General features: G+C 48.0%; 19 protein-coding genes and 1 pseudogene. 9 read left to right on the top strand and 11 right to left on the bottom strand.

Annotated features, from left to right (window positions below; translation table 11 throughout):
* The first annotated feature begins 43 nt into the window (after positions 1-43).
* From AC6I8X_RS28460 to AC6I8X_RS28450, 3 genes are all read left to right on the top strand, one after another.
* Positions 44-436 (top strand): hypothetical protein, encoded by a 393-nt coding sequence (locus AC6I8X_RS28460; RefSeq protein WP_497842097.1) that lies wholly within the window; start codon positions 44-46, stop codon positions 434-436.
* Between the two features lie 570 nt (positions 437-1,006).
* Complete coding sequence (locus AC6I8X_RS28455) at positions 1,007-1,417, top strand: transposase (protein WP_497842096.1); 411 nt, start codon at positions 1,007-1,009, stop codon at positions 1,415-1,417.
* Positions 1,418-1,672: 255 nt separating this feature from the next.
* A complete protein-coding gene (locus tag AC6I8X_RS28450; protein WP_497842095.1) occupies positions 1,673-1,873 on the top strand; it encodes a hypothetical protein in 201 nt (66 codons plus the stop codon).
* 41 nt (positions 1,874-1,914) lie between these two features.
* Here the strand turns inward: AC6I8X_RS28450 and AC6I8X_RS28445 are convergent, their stop codons facing one another.
* The 5 genes from AC6I8X_RS28445 to parM form a co-directional block, all read right to left on the bottom strand.
* Positions 1,915-2,193 (bottom strand): hypothetical protein, encoded by a 279-nt coding sequence (locus AC6I8X_RS28445; RefSeq protein ID WP_497842094.1) that lies wholly within the window; start codon positions 2,191-2,193, stop codon positions 1,915-1,917.
* A 1,434-nt stretch (positions 2,194-3,627) separates the two neighbouring features.
* Positions 3,628-3,855 carry a hypothetical protein gene (locus AC6I8X_RS28440; protein ID WP_313685175.1) on the bottom strand — a complete coding sequence of 76 codons (228 nt, stop codon included), beginning with the start codon at positions 3,853-3,855 and terminating at the stop codon, positions 3,628-3,630.
* Positions 3,856-4,833: 978 nt separating this feature from the next.
* Positions 4,834-5,073, bottom strand: coding sequence for a hypothetical protein (locus tag AC6I8X_RS28435; protein WP_497842093.1), 240 nt, complete (start codon positions 5,071-5,073; stop codon positions 4,834-4,836).
* 23 nt (positions 5,074-5,096) lie between these two features.
* Entirely contained in the window at positions 5,097-5,465 is a 369-nt protein-coding gene (locus AC6I8X_RS28430; RefSeq protein WP_497842092.1) for a plasmid partitioning/stability family protein, read from the bottom strand.
* A 4-nt stretch (positions 5,466-5,469) separates the two neighbouring features.
* Entirely contained in the window at positions 5,470-6,516 is a 1,047-nt protein-coding gene (gene parM, locus AC6I8X_RS28425; protein WP_497842091.1) for a plasmid segregation protein ParM domain-containing protein, read from the bottom strand.
* A gap of 411 nt (positions 6,517-6,927) precedes the next feature.
* Here parM and AC6I8X_RS28420 point away from each other — a divergent pair.
* From AC6I8X_RS28420 to AC6I8X_RS28405, 4 genes and pseudogenes are all read left to right on the top strand, one after another.
* Positions 6,928-7,178 (top strand): annotated as a pseudogene (locus tag AC6I8X_RS28420) (IS3 family transposase); the annotation flags it as partial.
* 686 nt (positions 7,179-7,864) lie between these two features.
* Positions 7,865-8,506 (top strand): AAA family ATPase, encoded by a 642-nt coding sequence (locus AC6I8X_RS28415; RefSeq protein ID WP_299456200.1) that lies wholly within the window; start codon positions 7,865-7,867, stop codon positions 8,504-8,506.
* Positions 8,500-8,799, top strand: a complete 300-nt coding sequence (locus AC6I8X_RS28410; RefSeq protein ID WP_497842090.1) for a hypothetical protein — start codon at positions 8,500-8,502, stop codon at positions 8,797-8,799. The genes AC6I8X_RS28415 and AC6I8X_RS28410 overlap by 7 nt, the downstream gene beginning before the upstream one ends.
* A gap of 205 nt (positions 8,800-9,004) precedes the next feature.
* A complete protein-coding gene (locus AC6I8X_RS28405) occupies positions 9,005-9,961 on the top strand; it encodes an Rpn family recombination-promoting nuclease/putative transposase (protein ID WP_299456204.1) in 957 nt (318 codons plus the stop codon).
* A 688-nt stretch (positions 9,962-10,649) separates the two neighbouring features.
* Here AC6I8X_RS28405 and AC6I8X_RS28400 read toward each other — a convergent pair.
* The gene (locus tag AC6I8X_RS28400) at positions 10,650-11,102 is read right to left on the bottom strand and encodes a GNAT family N-acetyltransferase (protein ID WP_313685747.1); all 453 of its coding nucleotides are present in this window, start codon (positions 11,100-11,102) and stop codon (positions 10,650-10,652) included.
* 248 nt (positions 11,103-11,350) lie between these two features.
* Positions 11,351-11,617, bottom strand: a complete 267-nt coding sequence (locus AC6I8X_RS28395) for a GNAT family N-acetyltransferase (RefSeq protein WP_497842089.1) — start codon at positions 11,615-11,617, stop codon at positions 11,351-11,353.
* 631 nt (positions 11,618-12,248) lie between these two features.
* On the opposite strand from AC6I8X_RS28395, the gene AC6I8X_RS28390 reads away from it, so the two are divergent.
* Positions 12,249-12,986: a tyrosine-type recombinase/integrase gene (locus AC6I8X_RS28390; RefSeq protein ID WP_313690456.1), complete on the top strand. Its 738-nt coding sequence runs from the start codon at positions 12,249-12,251 to the stop codon at positions 12,984-12,986.
* Between the two features lie 45 nt (positions 12,987-13,031).
* Complete coding sequence (locus tag AC6I8X_RS28385; RefSeq protein WP_497842088.1) at positions 13,032-13,724, top strand: hypothetical protein; 693 nt, start codon at positions 13,032-13,034, stop codon at positions 13,722-13,724.
* Here the strand turns inward: AC6I8X_RS28385 and AC6I8X_RS28380 are convergent.
* From AC6I8X_RS28380 to AC6I8X_RS28365, 4 genes are all read right to left on the bottom strand, one after another.
* Positions 13,690-14,109 carry a hypothetical protein gene (locus AC6I8X_RS28380; RefSeq protein ID WP_497842087.1) on the bottom strand — a complete coding sequence of 140 codons (420 nt, stop codon included), beginning with the start codon at positions 14,107-14,109 and terminating at the stop codon, positions 13,690-13,692. The genes AC6I8X_RS28385 and AC6I8X_RS28380 overlap by 35 nt on opposite strands.
* A gap of 77 nt (positions 14,110-14,186) precedes the next feature.
* Positions 14,187-14,339: a hypothetical protein gene (locus AC6I8X_RS28375; RefSeq protein WP_332663670.1), complete on the bottom strand. Its 153-nt coding sequence runs from the start codon at positions 14,337-14,339 to the stop codon at positions 14,187-14,189.
* Positions 14,339-14,959: a hypothetical protein gene (locus AC6I8X_RS28370; RefSeq protein ID WP_497842086.1), complete on the bottom strand. Its 621-nt coding sequence runs from the start codon at positions 14,957-14,959 to the stop codon at positions 14,339-14,341. Before AC6I8X_RS28370 ends, AC6I8X_RS28375 begins: the two co-directional genes overlap by 1 nt.
* A 718-nt stretch (positions 14,960-15,677) precedes the next feature.
* The gene (locus AC6I8X_RS28365; protein ID WP_313690464.1) at positions 15,678-16,562 is read right to left on the bottom strand and encodes a RepB family plasmid replication initiator protein; all 885 of its coding nucleotides are present in this window, start codon (positions 16,560-16,562) and stop codon (positions 15,678-15,680) included.
* Between the last annotated feature and the right edge of the window lie 40 nt (positions 16,563-16,602).

Below are 16,602 nucleotides of genomic sequence, written 5' to 3'. Positions count from 1 at the left end.
AACAAAATGAGTGCGAAATTCAAGTCAATAAAATAGAGGTCCCATGCATCAATCCGACGCTTCATTCCGCCGCCTGTCCGTTATTACATCCGTACTTTTTTTCATCCTGACGCTTGTCTGGATGTTTATGCCTGAAAAGGCGCTGACCGGCTGGGGGGTGGACTATACCGATGCTGCCGGCCTCGTCAGCAGACGGGCGGCCGCCATGTACGCCGGACTCTGTGTCATGTTCTGGCGGGCCAGAAATGCCCCACCTTCGCCGACTCGTCGGGCCCTGTCTGCGGGGCTCATCATCGCCTGCCTGATTATTGCCATCGATGGACTTCTGGATTTCTACACCGGACGGGCACAGTCGGGCATTCTGGCCGCGGTGTTCATTGAGTTCGCTCTGGCCATTGCTTTTTTGAAAACGGGTCTGAAGACCGCTCGTTACTGATAGCAGAGTTTCAGCTGGAGGAAATCACTGGACTGCCTCCTCAGATGACTGAGCAGGTGAATACCTGACGGTGGTGAATTCAAATCTGAAATATTGATGGGACGACTGGAATTCTGCAAATGGTGGGAAATCCAGTCGTTTTCTGGCCGGGGTAGTCTGTAAGTGCTTCAATGACGTTAACATGATGGGTAACAGTCTTCCCTTACGTCTCTGTCTGCATTGCTGGCAGGGTCAATAATACGGTTTCGACTTTGCCGGTTCGGTTGCCTGAGTCACAAGCCTTCTGCGCATTGCGTAATATGAGGATTTATCTGTTTTCATCAGTTCTGAAAGAAAAGTGACTCAGGAATGCACTCACATGATCAACCACCTCACCGGGGTGAAGAGTCTGGGAAAAAATGCCCGCCCGTTACAGAAGCTGACCTGAGATTATGACAGTGTTCAGCCCAAACTCCCGGTATATCAAACAGTCGGGTCATTGAACCTGAAGCGCCATAAAGAACGAGCGTAAAGCGAATCGACGAAGTCCTTGCTGAAAGAATCGGGCAGATTCCCGTACTGACAGAGAAAGTGGAACTGCTCAAAGAGATTAAAGGGATAGGGCTGGTTGTGATGGCGGCATTACTTACCCAGGTGCCTGAACTGGGAACTCTTGATCGGCTTAAGAAAAGTGCTCTTATCGGACTATGCCCTTACTCCAGAGATAGTGGGAATTTCAGTGGGCGCTGGATGATATGGGGTGGCCGTTCAGATATCCGTTCAATGTTGTATATGGCTGTGCTTTCGGCTGTGCGCTATAACCCGGAAATTGAAGCTTATTATGAAAATCTGACCGCCAGAGGCAAAGTTTTCAAAATTGCTATGACTGCATGTATCCGGAAGCTGATAACCATAATAAATGCGATAATCCGGGATGGTGAGAAAAAGCAGAACTCAGTGCTCCCGAACTACGTTAGGAATATTTCCCTTGTTAAAAATTGAAATTGTAAAGAGATGGTTGCAACTACAATTGGGAGCTGGGGCTAACCGGCCGCTAAGTGCCAATAGCGGACGTTGCTTACATTTGAATGTAATAATCCTCTGGGAGCAGATAATAGGCTTGAGCCTCTGACAGAAACTTGCTCCCTTTGGCCCTCGGAGCTTAATAAGTTATCAGCTCACCGGTACGGAAACAGTTACCTTCCCCCACCTGAAACAATGCTATATTTTATAGCTGGTTCGTTCAGCGGAGGATTTATGGATTCGGGCGAGAATGACAATGAAGAAGCACTGGAGCTCATTGGTAGCATTGCCCGCAGGCTGCTCAGCCAGAAAGACAAAGCACGGAAAGATGACCTGATAAATGCACTGGAGCTTCTCAGCAAAAGCACCGCCGACCGGCGTGTGCGGGAAAACAGCATAAGGGCAATTCAGATGCTGAGGAACCGGGTACACTGAAGGAGGCAGAACGTAACCGGTGAAGTAAAGATGCCGGATAACTACCATTGCCCGATACTTTGCTGGCAAGGAAATTCGCGCGATAACCGCTTTTTTACAGCACCGCAATTACCGGAACAGAGGGGTTTGGTGAGAAGTCGGCTGGTCTGCCGTATTGCTTCTTTAATTGCTTCACGACGTGCAGCCTCTATCTCCACCTCAAGCATCTGTTTCAGCTGTCGGGTCAGGGTGCGCGCGCTGACGTCATCGTCGTCCTCAAGCAGCATTAATATGGCTTCGCCAATAACGATATTGACCTTATCTTCTTCACTCCTGAACATATCAAACTTCCTGTTGTCTGTCGGTAAAAGCCCGCCGCGGCGGACAAGCATTATTGCTTTTGAGCGGTTATAGCCTTTGTCTTATTTTCAGGAGCAGCACTGACTTGGCTGAAACTGTGAAATCATATCTGCCCTGAGTGTAACAGAGTGGGACCAGTCTGCACGAATTTTCAACAAATCTGCTGCGCCTTCAATTCAGGCCCATCCGGATGCTGATGATTCTGCGAGATCAGGTATTGTGCGTGTGAGTCTCATTAAGGCTCTTTTGTGCCAAAAGCGGAAGTAGTTAACAACTGTCTGTGTGAAGCAACGGGGGGACAGGTCAATGACGTCATGTAGATTGATACTGGTAAGCATGAAAACCAGTTATCCAACACTAAAGGTGTTATGGTGGGTGCTCCCTGTGTCAGGGATACAAACAAAGGCTTCACAAAATGGGAATTGCTGGATGGATAGGATGCGTCATAATCATTACATTGGTGGGTGCAGGAATTGTAGCACTATCAAGGCTTTCGGTTCAGATTTCTAACAATAATGATGACAAAGAACCCTAACAACATTTTTTCGAACAGACTCTAAACGCGCCAGACTTTTAGTATTTTGGTCAGTCACTATTTAATTAACTTAGACATTTTCTTGCAATTCGCTTCTGAACGGTTGAGTCGCATTAAAGTCTGAAATGTGGGTCCGATATTTTGACCTGGCAAAAAAACGATGGTGTTTGTTAATGCCATGTTTACCCTCTTCAGATAACTCCATGCAGGGTATTTATTAGACCTTTACAAAATTATCCTGTCTTAATGCTCATTTTAGGTCCAAAGTTACTCCCTCGCCTGAGTGGCAAACGCTTAACCACCCACATGTTCACCCGCTGACCGCCGCAATCAGCCGCGAATCATGCATTGAGCATTCAGAACGTGAACAAGCGCGGTACTCCTACTACCGCGCGAGTGGGGAAAAGCCTGCATTTATTGCAGGCTTTTTTTCGTCTCTAATCTGGACTAACCAGAATGGGTAGCAGCAGTAACCTGATAGTTAAATCTGAATCCTGAATGAGCGCCAGTAAAAATTTTTACGTGGCATAATTTAATTCAGGGTGATAGAAAAACGAGCTTTGGGCTGACCAGTAGTAAAGGCGCTCGTGAAAGCACCTCTTCTTACTAAGCCTCTTTTAGCCTCTGACTGATGATGCGGTAACCATCATGGGTGAGTTGTCTGAGACTGACAGGTTTATCATGCTGAGGCTGTATCCATCCCTCAGGCTGACTTTCTGAATAAAACCATACCTCTGGCTCTTCATTGCCTCGTTTTATCCAGTAATAGCCTTCTTTAATAGTGATATCCTCCTATAAGATCACAGCCTGTGTAAAGAGAGTTCGAAGCTCAGGCCGCTGTAAGTACATCCACAATCCGGAGGTGATTGAGGATCCCGTTTCAAAGCAGTTTGTTTGCGGCTTCAAGTATTTCATCGCTTGAAAGTGTTCGGTCAGAGGCAACGTGAACCATCATTGAGTCGCCAGTCAGAGAGGGAAAACCAGCAGACATTATTTGAAGCTGAATTTCTTGTCCGTTAGGATATTCCCGGCGGATAGAAGTGACTCCATCCATCAAGCTCATCACTACTGCGGGACCTAAATTAAAGAAAACGATAACTCGTTTCATATGCATCCTATGAGCCAGTGAACACCGACCTTATCACGCCTACATGCACTTAGCTTGAAAATAATTCCGATGGAGTAATTTTTATGGAAATTGCAAAATGCTGACAGGGCTCCTTAACTTAAAGTTAAGCACAATCATAAGGTTACGAACAATCACTTGAATGTTAATGACTTATATCCTATTAAGTCTATAATTTAAGTGCTTAACGGAACCTAAAGGCGGAATTAAAATATTTTTTAACGCATTTAATTTTCTTTCGCTTCGTTTATGTCTACCCTTAACAGACTTTTAATCACCCTCCATAGACATGTGGCGGTCTATTTTCAGCTTCCGGGGAAAATTTTGGAAACTCACTCAGCCGTTATAGATCAACTATCGTCTCTGATTCATCTTATTATCAACAGAGAAAAAGAAAGTTTTAGCGAAGACAAAACAGAAGAGATGATTGAAATTTACCTTGTGCTGGGCGCAATTCTTCAAAGGACATATCAAGTGAAAATTAAAGCCTAATTGGCGATTTTAACAATATTCTATTTTTACGCTATCAGCAGACTTCAGAGGTAGGTCTGCTACTCGCTCAAAGCTGCCTGTCAACTCAGCAGGTACCTGCCTTCATTTTTGTTGGAGATATCCAATTGAAATGAAAACAGGCATTCAAGTAAAACGGAAATGGGTCGTAAAGTGAATGCAAATCCCACTACATCCCCTCACCCGCTATTTCATTAAATTCCAAAATTCATCTATAAATAACGGAGGACGTCCCGGTTTCTGACCTCTGAAAAATCTGCCACGCGGCAGTTTCTCTCCCTGTTTCAGCCGCCGCATCCAGTCTTTGAAGGCTAGGCGCTGGCGTGGTAGCGGGCCAAATCGGCTCAAAGACTGCGTAATCTCTGTAAGACGTATCTCACCGGTTCTTAAACGCGCAGCTTTTACAAATTTGTGCATGCTCATCACTGAACTCCATTCTTCGTGCCATTTTCAGCGTTGTTTATTTTTTTTCCAGATCTTATCAGACAGGAACATCGACCGTGCCACAAAAGCACCCCAGAAAACCTGTAAGGTAATTTTCACCAGTTCGCTGGCTTCATGAAGAAAAAACAGCGGCACGATAAACAGGGCACTCAGAAGAAATCCCCACTCTGCCGTGCTCTTTCGGTCCTTGCCGGTCAGGGTCTTAAAGCCCAGAAAACCGGCGATCATAAACAGTGCTTTATTCATTGGCTCTCCACGGCTCAGGGTACTCAGTCCGAACCAAACATTTGTTTTGCATTGTTCCGGGTCTCATCCGCCGCATCAGGTTGCACTGGAGGACATTCGACCTCCGGTGTCTGAGCAGAAGCAGAGGCCTGTTCAGCCGAAAGATTTTTCGGACTGACGGCGCTGATCACCTGCAGGACTTCCTCCGCTGTCGTTTTCTCACTCAGCAGCTCTGACAGAAGGAACGGCAATCGGGGATCTATACGTTGCAGCGCAAATCCGCTCAGCATCGCAGCTTTCCATAGGCGGCCACGCTCCCCCTGCTGCGTGCTTTCTGTAAAGGCATCAGCAAACTCTTCACCCGGACTGGACTTCGGGTTGATGTAAAACTGGATTTTCCTGCGGGTGTCCATCTCTTTATCCGATAGCAAGCATCCCGAGGACTAAATCGAACTGGGATGACTCTGTTTTATAAAAGCGCTCCGGCCGCACATTGCAATGCATACGCACTGCATCTGCAATTATTTCTGCGCCACCGCCGATAACCATAACATGCGTAAAGCCTTCAAACGAACTGACAGCGCTGATCACACGATGAATCAGGCGGTTACAGGATTCATTCAGTGTATCTTTCACCAGGCTGACACGGGAAACATCATTAATACGATTTTGCAGATAATCTGCATCTGTGCGGTGAATAATAATGTCATCGGCCAGATAGCTGCTGCCGCGTGTTCCGGCGTTCCGCAGAGCATCAGCCACCGCCCCCGTCATCAGTGATACTCCGATAGTCGCGTCTCCGTAAATACGGGAAATACCGCTCATCCGGCCGCGTACCTGTGAAATATCAAGCGTAGTTCCCCCCAGATCGATAATGAGCAGAGAGTCCAGAGGGTCCAGAGGGTCCAGAGGGTCCAGAGGGTCCAGAGGGTCCAGAGGGTCCAGAGGGTCCAGAGGGTCCAGAGGGTCCAGAGGGTCCAGAGGGTCCAGTTTACTCAGTACCTCAAAACCGGCAGGAATGGATTCCGGTCTAACCGTCACACTTCTGACCGAGAAAACTTCTCCATGATTTGCTTTAACCAGCCGGAGCAAACTTTGCCTCTTTCGTTCAATATTTACCGAATTGGGCTGGTTACTATGGTCGTAATACTCGGTCAGCGGTAATGTTACCGTGATATCAACTTCACAGGGCGGGATCCCTGCCATCAGCAAAGCATGATGCACGGCCACCACATTCACATCGCTGTACTGCCCTGCAATATTCGTGGTGATCACCGCATCCGGTGAAATGGGATCAAATGAGTAATGCTCGTCATTCATCGCGTAGTTGTAAGCTGCCTTTTCGCCGAAAGATACAGACCACTCACGTTTAAAGCTGTTCGGGCTGAGAGAAGTACGTACTTTTTCCCCTTCTTTCCAGGCCAGCTTGATATTGGTTGAACCGTCATCGATAAAAATCTTCACAACCCTCTCCTTAACCTCAAATTGAGAACTATTTGAGACAAATATGCAAAACGAGAAGTCTCTCATCAATATCTTTTCTCATATTTATCTCAGTATAATCTCAAATATTACTCAATTTATGATTTTGATGAGAGCTTGATTTGATGCCTGGGAACATCACGGTAGTGGCGATATATGCGTGGCCAGCATCATCAGGATGGTGCTTCACTGAATTGAATGAGGGAAGAATGGCGGGAGACGGCAGAACTTGTTCTGGCGTCGGGGCCGCCGTTGGACAACCGAACGCAGTGAGGGCGACAGGAAGCAGTCTGAAAGTGATATATCTCACGCGAAGTTTATACATTACTGCGTAATCAAAACAGGCAGGTCAGCAGCATCCCGATAACGACTTGACTCTTAGAAGGGCATCACTGGCAGCGTTTTTGCCGGGCCCATAACCTTTCACCGAGTATGAGCTGTCGTAGCAACTGCTAGGATAATGCGTTGGCAGAATCGCTCTTCAGCTCGCTTAAAAGAAGCGTATAAGAAAGCAGATATACAAAACCCGGGACATGGCCCGGACGGATATCTTCGATTACATTGAAATGTTCTACAACCGGATCCGCAGGCACAACCGTCTGGGTATTGTCAGTCCGGAGGCCTTCGAAAAGGTCTCGTCGTGAGGACAGAAACTGTCTACCAATGCGGGGTCACTCCAGTCTGTTAAACCCGTGGCGATTCACAAATGACATAAAATATGGCACCAACTCACAACTCACAACTCATAACTCATAACTCATAACTCATAACTCATAACTCATAACTCATAACTCATAACTCATACTTTATTCGATACAAAACTAGGAAGTACAAGAAAAGATTGTACACCCTCACTATAAAACCAGAGTTTCATGGTTCGCATAGTCGTGCTCGAACCACATGCGCTATAAAACCCTACAACCTTGATCACACTTAATACTTAATACTTAATACTTAATCTAATTAAAGGCAGAATATTGCCTGTCATTTCCAGCCCCCGCGCTAGTACAACAGCTCAATAAGTCACCTACGCTGAAAGAGTCGTGGTCTGCCGCAAAGAAACGCCGGTATTAAATAGCCGCACTTGATAACCGGAAAATCAGAACGGAGGGAGGCTATAGAACTTGTTCTGATACCGGAGCCACTGTCGTACAGCCTTTAGAGAAAAATTTAAGACCCCAGACCGAGAAAAATCATACTTATTACTTATTACTTATTACTTATTACATCATAGTTCACCTTTGATACTTCACATCACACCTCTCTGCAATGTAACATGTGTGAAGTATGAATTATCATCTCACACTTATCATTAAGGTAACACATTGATATGATTACAATAGTAGGATGTAACAAGGGTGGCGCAGCGAAAACAACTACAGCAATAAATCTTGCTGTTGGACTCGCTTTAAAAGGGTTTGATGTATGTCTGGTTGATGCCGATGCACAACGCTCAGCTTCCCGCTGGTATGCCGAACGCGAGGAAGCCGACATATCACCACGCCTCACGCTGATTGAAAAAAGAGATAATATTTCATCAACATTACGCAGCCTTGATGAGAAATATGATCATGTCATCGTTGATGTGGCAGGCAGAAACAGCAAGGAGCTGATAACCGGTGGAACTGTTGCGCATCAGATAATTGCCCCCCACCAGTGCTCTCAACTGGACCTGGACACAATGGAAGAGCTCCGTCAGCAAGTCGAATCCATGCGCTATTTGAACCCGGACCTTAAGGTTTACAGCTACCAGACAATGGCAACAACTAACCCCGTACTACAGGGAAATGAGCGCTTTGAATTTCTTGAGTATGTAAAGGAATTCGACACAATGGTTCCACTCAAATCTGTCGGTTGTTATCGCAAAGTCTATCGTGACGTAATGTCTCAGGGATTGTCAGTTCTTGAAACTGGAAATCAGAAGGCGCAGGAAGAGGTGAAATCATTATTGAGAGAGGCATTCGGATGCTGAAGAAACCCAGTGACAGGGCAAAGCCGGAACGTAAGATAGCGACAGAGGATGAGGCAGAAGCTCTCGCCCGGCAGCTCGCGGATAAACCTTATGGTGATGAACATCGTAGTGAAAACACTACCGTTACAGAAAAACCAGAGAAACTGACCAGAACTACAATCTCTCTACCTGAACAATTACTCAGGGAATGTGAGGATTTAGCTCTGAAAAACAAGCGTTCAGGGATTGAGCCAAAAAGCTTCAGTGCTCTGACGCGAATTGCTCTTGATATGTATCTAAACAGTATTAAGTAATACTTCACACTTAATATTTCATACTTAAGAGGTATTAAGTGTGATTGAAATTTCTTCAGAACACGAACTGTTCTGGTCGGCAGCATAAAGACAGAGTAGGGCAGGGCTGCCACATTTCGGTACCATGTGAATGTCCAAATCTCGTAGTACAAGGGAGGCACAAGTGCGTGATAGCATGCATCTGTTATCATCCAAGGACTGACAGATGAAGAAAAGTAAAACAACACCGACGCCACATGATGCAACGTTCAGGCAGTTTCTGACACAACCGGAAATTGCCCGTGATTTCATGGAGATTCATCTTCCGGCGGAGCTGCGTGCCATCTGTGACCTCAGCACCCTGAAGCTGGAGTCGGGTTCGTTCGTTGAAGACGATCTCCGCCAGTACTTCAGCGACGTGCTCTACAGCCTAAAAACAACAACCGGTGACAACGGTTATGTACATGTGCTGATCGAACATCAGTCTTCCCCGGATAAACATATGGCATTCAGGCTGCTGCGTTATGCAGTGGCCGCCATGCAGCGTCATCTGGAGGCTGGTCATAAAAAGCTACCACTGGTCATCCCAGTACTGTTCTATACAGGAAAGCGAAGCCCATATCCGTACTCCACTCGTTGGCTGGATGAGTTTGAAAGCCCAGAGGTGGCGGAAAAACTGTACAGCAGCAGTTTCCCACTGGTTGATGTTACCGTCATCCCGGATGATGAGATTGCCGGTCATCGCAGCATGGCTGCGCTGACTCTTCTGCAGAAACACATTCACCAGCGTGACCTTGCGGAACTGGTAGACAGACTGGCCCCTCTGCTGCTGGCAGGCTGGCTCTCTTCATCCCAGGTGGTATCACTGGTACACTACATAGTACAGGCAGGCGAAACGTCAGACGCCGAAGCCTTTGTACGCGAACTGGCACAGCGAGTGCCGCAACACGGAGACGCACTGATGACCATCGCACAACAGCTGGAACAGAAGGGCATTGAGAAAGGTATCGAACAGGGCATTGAGCAGGGCATCGAGAAAGGCATCCAGCTTGGCAGACAGGAAGGACGTAATGAAGGTAAGCTCGAAGTAGCCCGTACCATGCTGCAAAACGGCCTAGACATGAACACCGTCATGAAAATGACAGGTCTGAGCGAAGAAGAACTTTCTCAAATTCGCCATTAATAAATTTTGGCTCCCCTGCCGAGCCAACCTTTTTCATGTATCAGCTCGGAAGGGTGCGGAGTGTTAAATCACTTTCCCCTCTATTTCGATGTATCCAATTACTTTTCATTTCATTCGAATGATTATTCGGCAATCAAGTGATCGTAATGGACGATTGTTCGCATGCTTTGCCATCAGGTACTACCCAGAGATCAGCAGGAGTAGCCATATATGCACTCTGCCCAATTTCATAGAGGTTTTTTATATACGCTTTAACTTGCTCCTGATTTTCAGGTCCCTCCTGAAACACAGGGCAAGCTGTCACCAGCAATTTCAAATTACCAATATGTGAGCGGATAGGGAGAATGATACAGGCCTGTAATTCGTTAATGCAGCTGTTCCATCAGACCTTGCATTGCTCGCGAACCCGCTTACAAGTGTGTGATTTCTTCCTTATTAAATTAGCCTGATGCAGTAACGTTCTGTTCTAGTGTAAGCAACGACTGATCTGCTCCCTATTAATTAAGACAGATTGTTGTTAGTCCGCTCCTGGCACGGAACTGCCAGTGTAGTTGCGCCCATGGGCAGCTGTGAGCGAACGGCAGACGTTGGATCTTGCTAACAATGCCGTGTTTCAATCAACTGGGAACATGCTAATCCCTGTTGCACATCATAGTCCGGTGATGTCATTTCCTAGCACACAAACCGTCTAGGCCAAACGCTTGAGCATGTGTATAGCGACTCCGCCGTTTCGTTCTTCACTGCGTTCAAATTCGTAGCCTAATGATGCGTAAAGGCGAAGATTCACTTCAAACAGCGAGTTCGTATAGAGCCTGACGATATCTAAACCGGCTTGAACAGCCAATTGTTCTGCATGAGCCACCATTTTTCTCCCATAACCGCGTTTCTGAAAACGCGGGTCAACAGCTACGTTTTCAATGAGGATATCTTCCTTGCGCTGAATTGTTTCAACGAGCGCAGCCAGCTCTTCGCCACAGAACAAAAGGTCAACTCTGTGTTCTTTGATGAATGCAGCATGATCAGCCTTCATCGGAAGAGGTTCTCGCCCAATAACAGGCACCCACTTGGTGTAAGCCATTCTGGTTAGTGCCGTAACGGCCTCTGCATCATTAATCGCTGCGATTCGCATTGTCTCGGTCATGCTTTTATTTCTCTTTTTTATGACGTGGGGGGCGCTCAATTTTAACAGAAGAATTATGTTGCAATCCGATTTCATCTAAGGGCAAAGGCTATACCGCGCTCTCCAGCACCTAAGGAAGTTGTTTGCACATAAAAACACTTAACGGATCTGCTGCATAAGGGGGGAATGCATCGCATATCTCGTAACCGCACCTACGATAAAGTGTTATGGCCGGTGCTGGTGAACCCCTGTTTCAAGCCGCAATAGGCTCAAATTCTTTTCTGAAGCAATTCACTGACTATCTTCTCTCCAAGCCTCCTGCCCCGGTGTTCTGGGCGAATGTAAACCCGCTTAATCTCAGTTGAGCCAGCTTCATCATGTACGATAACGCACCGGAGTTGCTCGTCAGCAACTGTTGAAAAATCCAAGCAGTGATTACTTTCTACAGGATAAAGTTCGCTCTGAAAGGCATCGAGCTCGCTAATCAGGCACATCAGATCAGTATCACTTTTATCTACTTCTGAAATGTTGAACATTCACTATCCTCGACACAGTTTTAACTTCTGAATCTACCATACCCTTCAACATGTGACGGCATTCAGTATTTAACATAGGAGTTCGTGTGCAACGTCCGCTTATGGCACATCACTGCCGTTCAGAACAGTAAAATAAGCAAAGTATTTTAGCCTTATTAAATAACAGACATTTCCTCATCCCCGATTTTCGACCTGTTACACAGATCATCTGAAGCATTCTGTTGCGAACAGGAAAGCAAAAGGGGCCGTTACGTGTTTTGTAAAAAAGGCCCTTTAAACTACATACAAACAGTGAGGTTACATCAGGCTCATGATGCTTTGTAATGAAATTTCTGCTCCAGACGCTTTCCTGCTCTCATAATGGCGGTACCCGGTCAGACGGAACATTCTGGTTTGTGATTACCCCAATTATCCCAAATGCGCGGATCGTACCGTGAAGCCTTGTGCCACATGGCCTGGCGGCATTTTCACGCCAAAAAGGATCCTTTACCGGCTTTGGATAAGGCGCTAATCTGCGGGTAAAACCAAATCCCGGATCCTTTTTCTGCGATTTATTCCGCTGGCTCCGCTTTCGCAGCTCATGGAAAATAAACGGAAAATCACACAGACAACGCTGGGCGAAAATTACCGCATGAACAGCATCATTCCCCTGCAGAATTCACCAGAACGCGTCAGCGCGCTGACCTTTGCGCCGGGGGCCGATTTTGCGACTGCCGTGGCGCTGCGGCGCATGGCCACCGCAAATGGCGTCACACCTTTTTATCTGCTGGCCCCGGAGGTGAGCGCACTGCTGCACTACATGCCCGACCGGCGGCATCACTTTCTGTTCAGCACGCTGTGGAATACCGGCGCGCGAATAGGGGAGGCCTGCAGCCTCACGCCGGAATCGTTTGTGACGGACGGCCCCAGGCCGTTTGTCAGGATCCTGTCTGAAAAGGTCAGAAGCCGCCGCGGACGTCCGCCAAAGGATGCGGTCCGCCTGGTCCCGCTCACCGATGCACAGTACGTGCGACAGGTTGAGGTATGGATGGCGAGCGAGCGCCCGAAACGCCGTGAGCCGCTCTGGTCAGAGACGGATGAAACCATGCGTAACTGGCTGAAGGCGGCGGTTAAACGCGCCGCGGATGACGGCGTGCATTTTTCAGTGCCGGTGACGCCGCACACGTTCCGTCATTCCTGGGTCATGCACCTGCTGTATCACCGGCAGCCGCTCAAAGTGATTCAGGCGATGGCGGGGCACAAAGATGCCCGGTCAATCGAAGTGTATACGCGGGTGTTTGCGCTGGACGTGGCAGCGACACTTCAGGTGTCGTTCAGCGGGGAGGGCGCAGAAGCGGCCGCTGTGCTGCGTTCGCTGCCGCCGGTCTGAATAAAGTCCTGACACTACAGGGAAAGAAGAGAAATGCAGCCTGCAATGACTGATGCCGTAAAACTGATCCTGCAGTACGGATCGCGCGCCATACTGGCAATCGTTATCGTGATGATATGTTCGGTGATTTACGTCTGGCTGATTAAGGCCGATCCGGTCCGTGCCATGCGCGGGATGCTGAATATAAGGAAAGAGCGTCTGGAAACGCTGCGCAAGCAGGATTTTCTCTCAGAGGAGGCCAGGGCGCTTGCAGAGCTGGAACTCAGGCAACGAAGCCTTTACCAGCTGACCGGTATCTTTTACCACCGGCTGCAGGAGCCTGCGGTACACCTCATCACCCGTTATAAACTTCGGGCGCGTTACCTGGCACAGTGGCGTCGCTGGCTTGACGAGAAAGACGGGAAGATAGTGTTTGAGCGAAAACCCTGGCGTCGTGCGTGGCGGTTTTTTTTCTGCTTCACCCTCGTGAACACGATGATGCTCTTCCTCGCGACCGGGTTATTCGCGTTCCATTTTGGGTTCGAATTTGCCGCACCGCTGCTTGTTGCGCTTACCACCTTCTGGTGGTTGCCGTGGCTGCTGTTTACATCCGTACCACCGCCTGCAATGACGGAGACACTTGAGGCCAGACTGAGGGAATTCTATTGCGGGCAACCTGATGTGCCAGCATCCTCCGAAAAGCAGGGACCTGGCACAGAGGTTATCAGAAGTTGCAGCGAATACGGCACCACGCAATAAACTGACCAGCGAGTGAGGGTGACGGGCGCGTCAGCGACACGAATTCAGCAGAAAGAAGGGCGGTCAGCGCTTTCCGGAACTGCCCGACGTCCAGCATCTGCTCGTTGACGGTTTTCCGGAATTCAAGCGCTTCGATTCCGTTGCGGGTCATTCCTTTCATATCACGCATGGGTTCGCCGGGCATGGATATCATCATGAAGTCGTTCAGTGTACCAATAAGAGGAAGCACGACCTGATCCCAGCGGAGTACCTCATCTGGTCGGTGAAAAGCCAGCAGATGCCTGCAATGACGCAGCCTTGCAGGATCCACGGTCCGGTTACTTTCGTCAATCCAGTGATCCAGAGCTGATACCGGAATGCGAAGGTCAGACGGTGTCATCTCCATACCGTACGCTTCGCCTGCCATCCTGAATTGTATCTCAACCTGATGCGCAACGGTTCCCGCGTAATTCAGAAGCTCCGTCAGTACATCGCTGCATTCGGCAGCAATACTCCAGCCTGGCGGTGCGGATTTCCAGTGCCTTTTTTGCTTATCTCATTGCGTAATGTAAAGCGTGCTGCGAGCCAGACACCTGCAAGCGTAACGAGTGGTGTGAGCACATCCTTTAAATCCATTATCCGTCCCTCTGATTATCATTTTGCTCTGACATCCTGGCCTGGCGGGCTATACGCCTCTCACTTCTTCGCAGTCGGATGCTGAAACCATCATGGTACTGCAGTGTTTTTTCTAAAAGCGTTTCCCGTTCCCTGTGCCCCACGGAAGGAGGCATCAGGCCATATTCTGCTCGCAGATCACGGGATAGCAGCGTCGCACGAAATCCCAGTTCCGCAAAGACACGCTGCCTCTCTGCAAAGTATTCATCAAGGGCACCGAAATCCCCCTCAAATGCCTCCTGGAGAACGTCTGAAATATCATTCTGCCTGTGTTCGATGTCCCGTACGCCGTCTGTGTAACGAAGTGGTAAAAGATTCCAGCCCGGAATATCCGGGAGAGCCAGAACCGGTTCCGCACACTGTTCTTTTCGGTTACGGTAGTCATTGTACTGGGGGTTCGCCCCCGGCAAGTAACCGTCATCTGATGCAGCAGCACAGTCCCTGACATACCTGTCCAGCACACTGACTAACTTCGAGGCTGCCTCAGCTATGTGTCGTTGTAGCTGCTTTCTGTTGAGACAGTAATCGAGCAGCTTACCCATAGCAGAGAATACTGATGTGGGAATTCTGGTTGCATCCATATGCGTTCCTGCCAGATACGTCGTTGTGAATGCAGGAATTATGCCGAAAAGTGACGTTGTAGCGAAGCGCCTGAGAAGGTATCCAGTTTCATGCAGAAGGCTTAAACCTGCAATGCCCCCGAATTCTGCAGGTAACTGAAGACTGTCCTGATGTGCATCGGTTGGGCTCTCCGGCATTTTATGGCAGCGTAAATGAGTCCGGATTGAAGCGAACTGGAACATTGCCAACACCGAATACCCTGGTGAAGCAGGGTCATTCGCTAATGACGTCTGTTATAAATAAGTGGCTATGATGCCAATGATAACAGATGCCTAATTGATAGTGAGTGCTCACTTATTATCAAAATTCTCCATCAGACTTCCTGCAAAAGGTATTCACTTTCATGTAAGGGTATTTACTTTCATGCACAGACAGACAAATACGTTCCTCAGCCAATTTAGGGTATTCACTTTCATGACACGACAAGAGCCACTGGAGGAAAAGGTATCTACTTGCATGTAATACCCCTCCCGGTGAGAAATTAAAGGTCTCTACTTTCATGGAAGCCATACTCCGGAAAGTAGTCCAGCATGAAAGTGAATACCTTTTCCACCAGGCCTGCATGAAAGTAGATACCTCAGATTCGATAAGCATGAAAGCAGAGACCCACGGACGGGGTCTGCATGAAAGTGAATACCTTTTCGGGAGGGGACAGGAAAGTGAATACCTTTGAAGAGATCAGTGACCGGGTAACGCCTGGAGTTTGGGAGAACGGCTGTTGATAACAAACTGGATCTCACGTCCCTTCTTGAGTTCTGTGAAGTCTATGTAGCCTATCTTTTTAAGATCGGCCATTGCACGCCGTATGATGGAGTTCTGCAGCTTAACGGGAGATCCCATCGCCAGACGCTCCCTGAGGCGCTTCATTGAGATAAACAGGGTACCTGCAGGCATACTTTCAAAGTAAATATAGAGTGACTGCGCAGCCTCTTTACGGGAGAGTTCAGAGAGAGCCTTCAATCCCAGCAGTACTTTGTGATCGTACCGGTACAACTCCCAGAGGTTCTTATCAGCCGTGATCTCAACGGTATCCGTATTCATGTTGAGCACTGCACTCTGCACCAGGTGGGAAAACATAGATTTTTTGCCGTCTTTACTGCTGAAGGCAAGCGTCACACTGGAAATGCTGAAGAGGGAGTCATGCAGGCGTTTACGGGATCGGGCATTAAGATCAGAGGATTTGATGCCACACATTTTGGCGAATTCGGTAAATGGCAGACGGATGGTTTCACTGCTGTAACCGTATGTTGTAAATGCCATTATGATCCCAATCCATGTCTTGAAATCAGTGGACATGCTCAGTTTTGCGCCCTGGATCTTGATGTCCGTATAGCCCTCGCGCCGGGCAACCTCGAGACTGGAGAGTTCTTCAGAAGCGTCGATCAAAAAGTCACGTTTACCTTTTTCCTTCGGCGCAACGGGCGTGAAGACACTAAGTCGCAGCAGCGCAACCGGCTGAACGGTCTTATTGCTGTTCGGCTCCAGTAGATAAACTGTTTCTGAATCCTTTTTGACGATGGAAAAAGGGTGATTTATGTCTATGACTTTACTGTCGTTTCCCACTTATCCACATCCTCATGTCAGAAAGATCGACTTTTCATGA

Source organism: Pantoea sp. X-Soil-TKNS-1280, from assembly GCF_059730475.1.
Note: the sequence above shows the minus strand (reverse complement) of the source record. Positions and strands in the feature narration are given on the sequence as shown.

What these genes read in the sequence shown, in the direction of transcription:
- AC6I8X_RS28460 (WP_497842097.1), top strand. Translation starts at nt 44, where the DNA reads ATGCATCAATCCGACGCTTCATTCCGCCGCCTGTCCGTTATTACATCC.
- AC6I8X_RS28450 (WP_497842095.1), top strand. Translation starts at nt 1,673, where the DNA reads ATGGATTCGGGCGAGAATGACAATGAAGAAGCACTGGAGCTCATTGGT.
- AC6I8X_RS28445 (WP_497842094.1), bottom strand. Translation starts at nt 2,193, where the DNA reads ATGTTCAGGAGTGAAGAAGATAAGGTCAATATCGTTATTGGCGAAGCC.
- AC6I8X_RS28440 (WP_313685175.1), bottom strand. Translation starts at nt 3,855, where the DNA reads ATGAAACGAGTTATCGTTTTCTTTAATTTAGGTCCCGCAGTAGTGATG.
- AC6I8X_RS28435 (WP_497842093.1), bottom strand. Translation starts at nt 5,073, where the DNA reads ATGAATAAAGCACTGTTTATGATCGCCGGTTTTCTGGGCTTTAAGACC.
- AC6I8X_RS28430 (WP_497842092.1), bottom strand. Translation starts at nt 5,465, where the DNA reads ATGGACACCCGCAGGAAAATCCAGTTTTACATCAACCCGAAGTCCAGT.
- AC6I8X_RS28415 (WP_299456200.1), top strand. Translation starts at nt 7,865, where the DNA reads ATGATTACAATAGTAGGATGTAACAAGGGTGGCGCAGCGAAAACAACT.
- AC6I8X_RS28410 (WP_497842090.1), top strand. Translation starts at nt 8,500, where the DNA reads ATGCTGAAGAAACCCAGTGACAGGGCAAAGCCGGAACGTAAGATAGCG.
- AC6I8X_RS28405 (WP_299456204.1), top strand. Translation starts at nt 9,005, where the DNA reads ATGAAGAAAAGTAAAACAACACCGACGCCACATGATGCAACGTTCAGG.
- AC6I8X_RS28400 (WP_313685747.1), bottom strand. Translation starts at nt 11,102, where the DNA reads ATGACCGAGACAATGCGAATCGCAGCGATTAATGATGCAGAGGCCGTT.
- AC6I8X_RS28395 (WP_497842089.1), bottom strand. Translation starts at nt 11,617, where the DNA reads ATGTTCAACATTTCAGAAGTAGATAAAAGTGATACTGATCTGATGTGC.
- AC6I8X_RS28390 (WP_313690456.1), top strand. Translation starts at nt 12,249, where the DNA reads ATGAACAGCATCATTCCCCTGCAGAATTCACCAGAACGCGTCAGCGCG.
- AC6I8X_RS28385 (WP_497842088.1), top strand. Translation starts at nt 13,032, where the DNA reads ATGACTGATGCCGTAAAACTGATCCTGCAGTACGGATCGCGCGCCATA.
- AC6I8X_RS28380 (WP_497842087.1), bottom strand. Translation starts at nt 14,109, where the DNA reads ATGGAGATGACACCGTCTGACCTTCGCATTCCGGTATCAGCTCTGGAT.
- AC6I8X_RS28375 (WP_332663670.1), bottom strand. Translation starts at nt 14,339, where the DNA reads ATGGATTTAAAGGATGTGCTCACACCACTCGTTACGCTTGCAGGTGTC.
- AC6I8X_RS28370 (WP_497842086.1), bottom strand. Translation starts at nt 14,959, where the DNA reads ATGGATGCAACCAGAATTCCCACATCAGTATTCTCTGCTATGGGTAAG.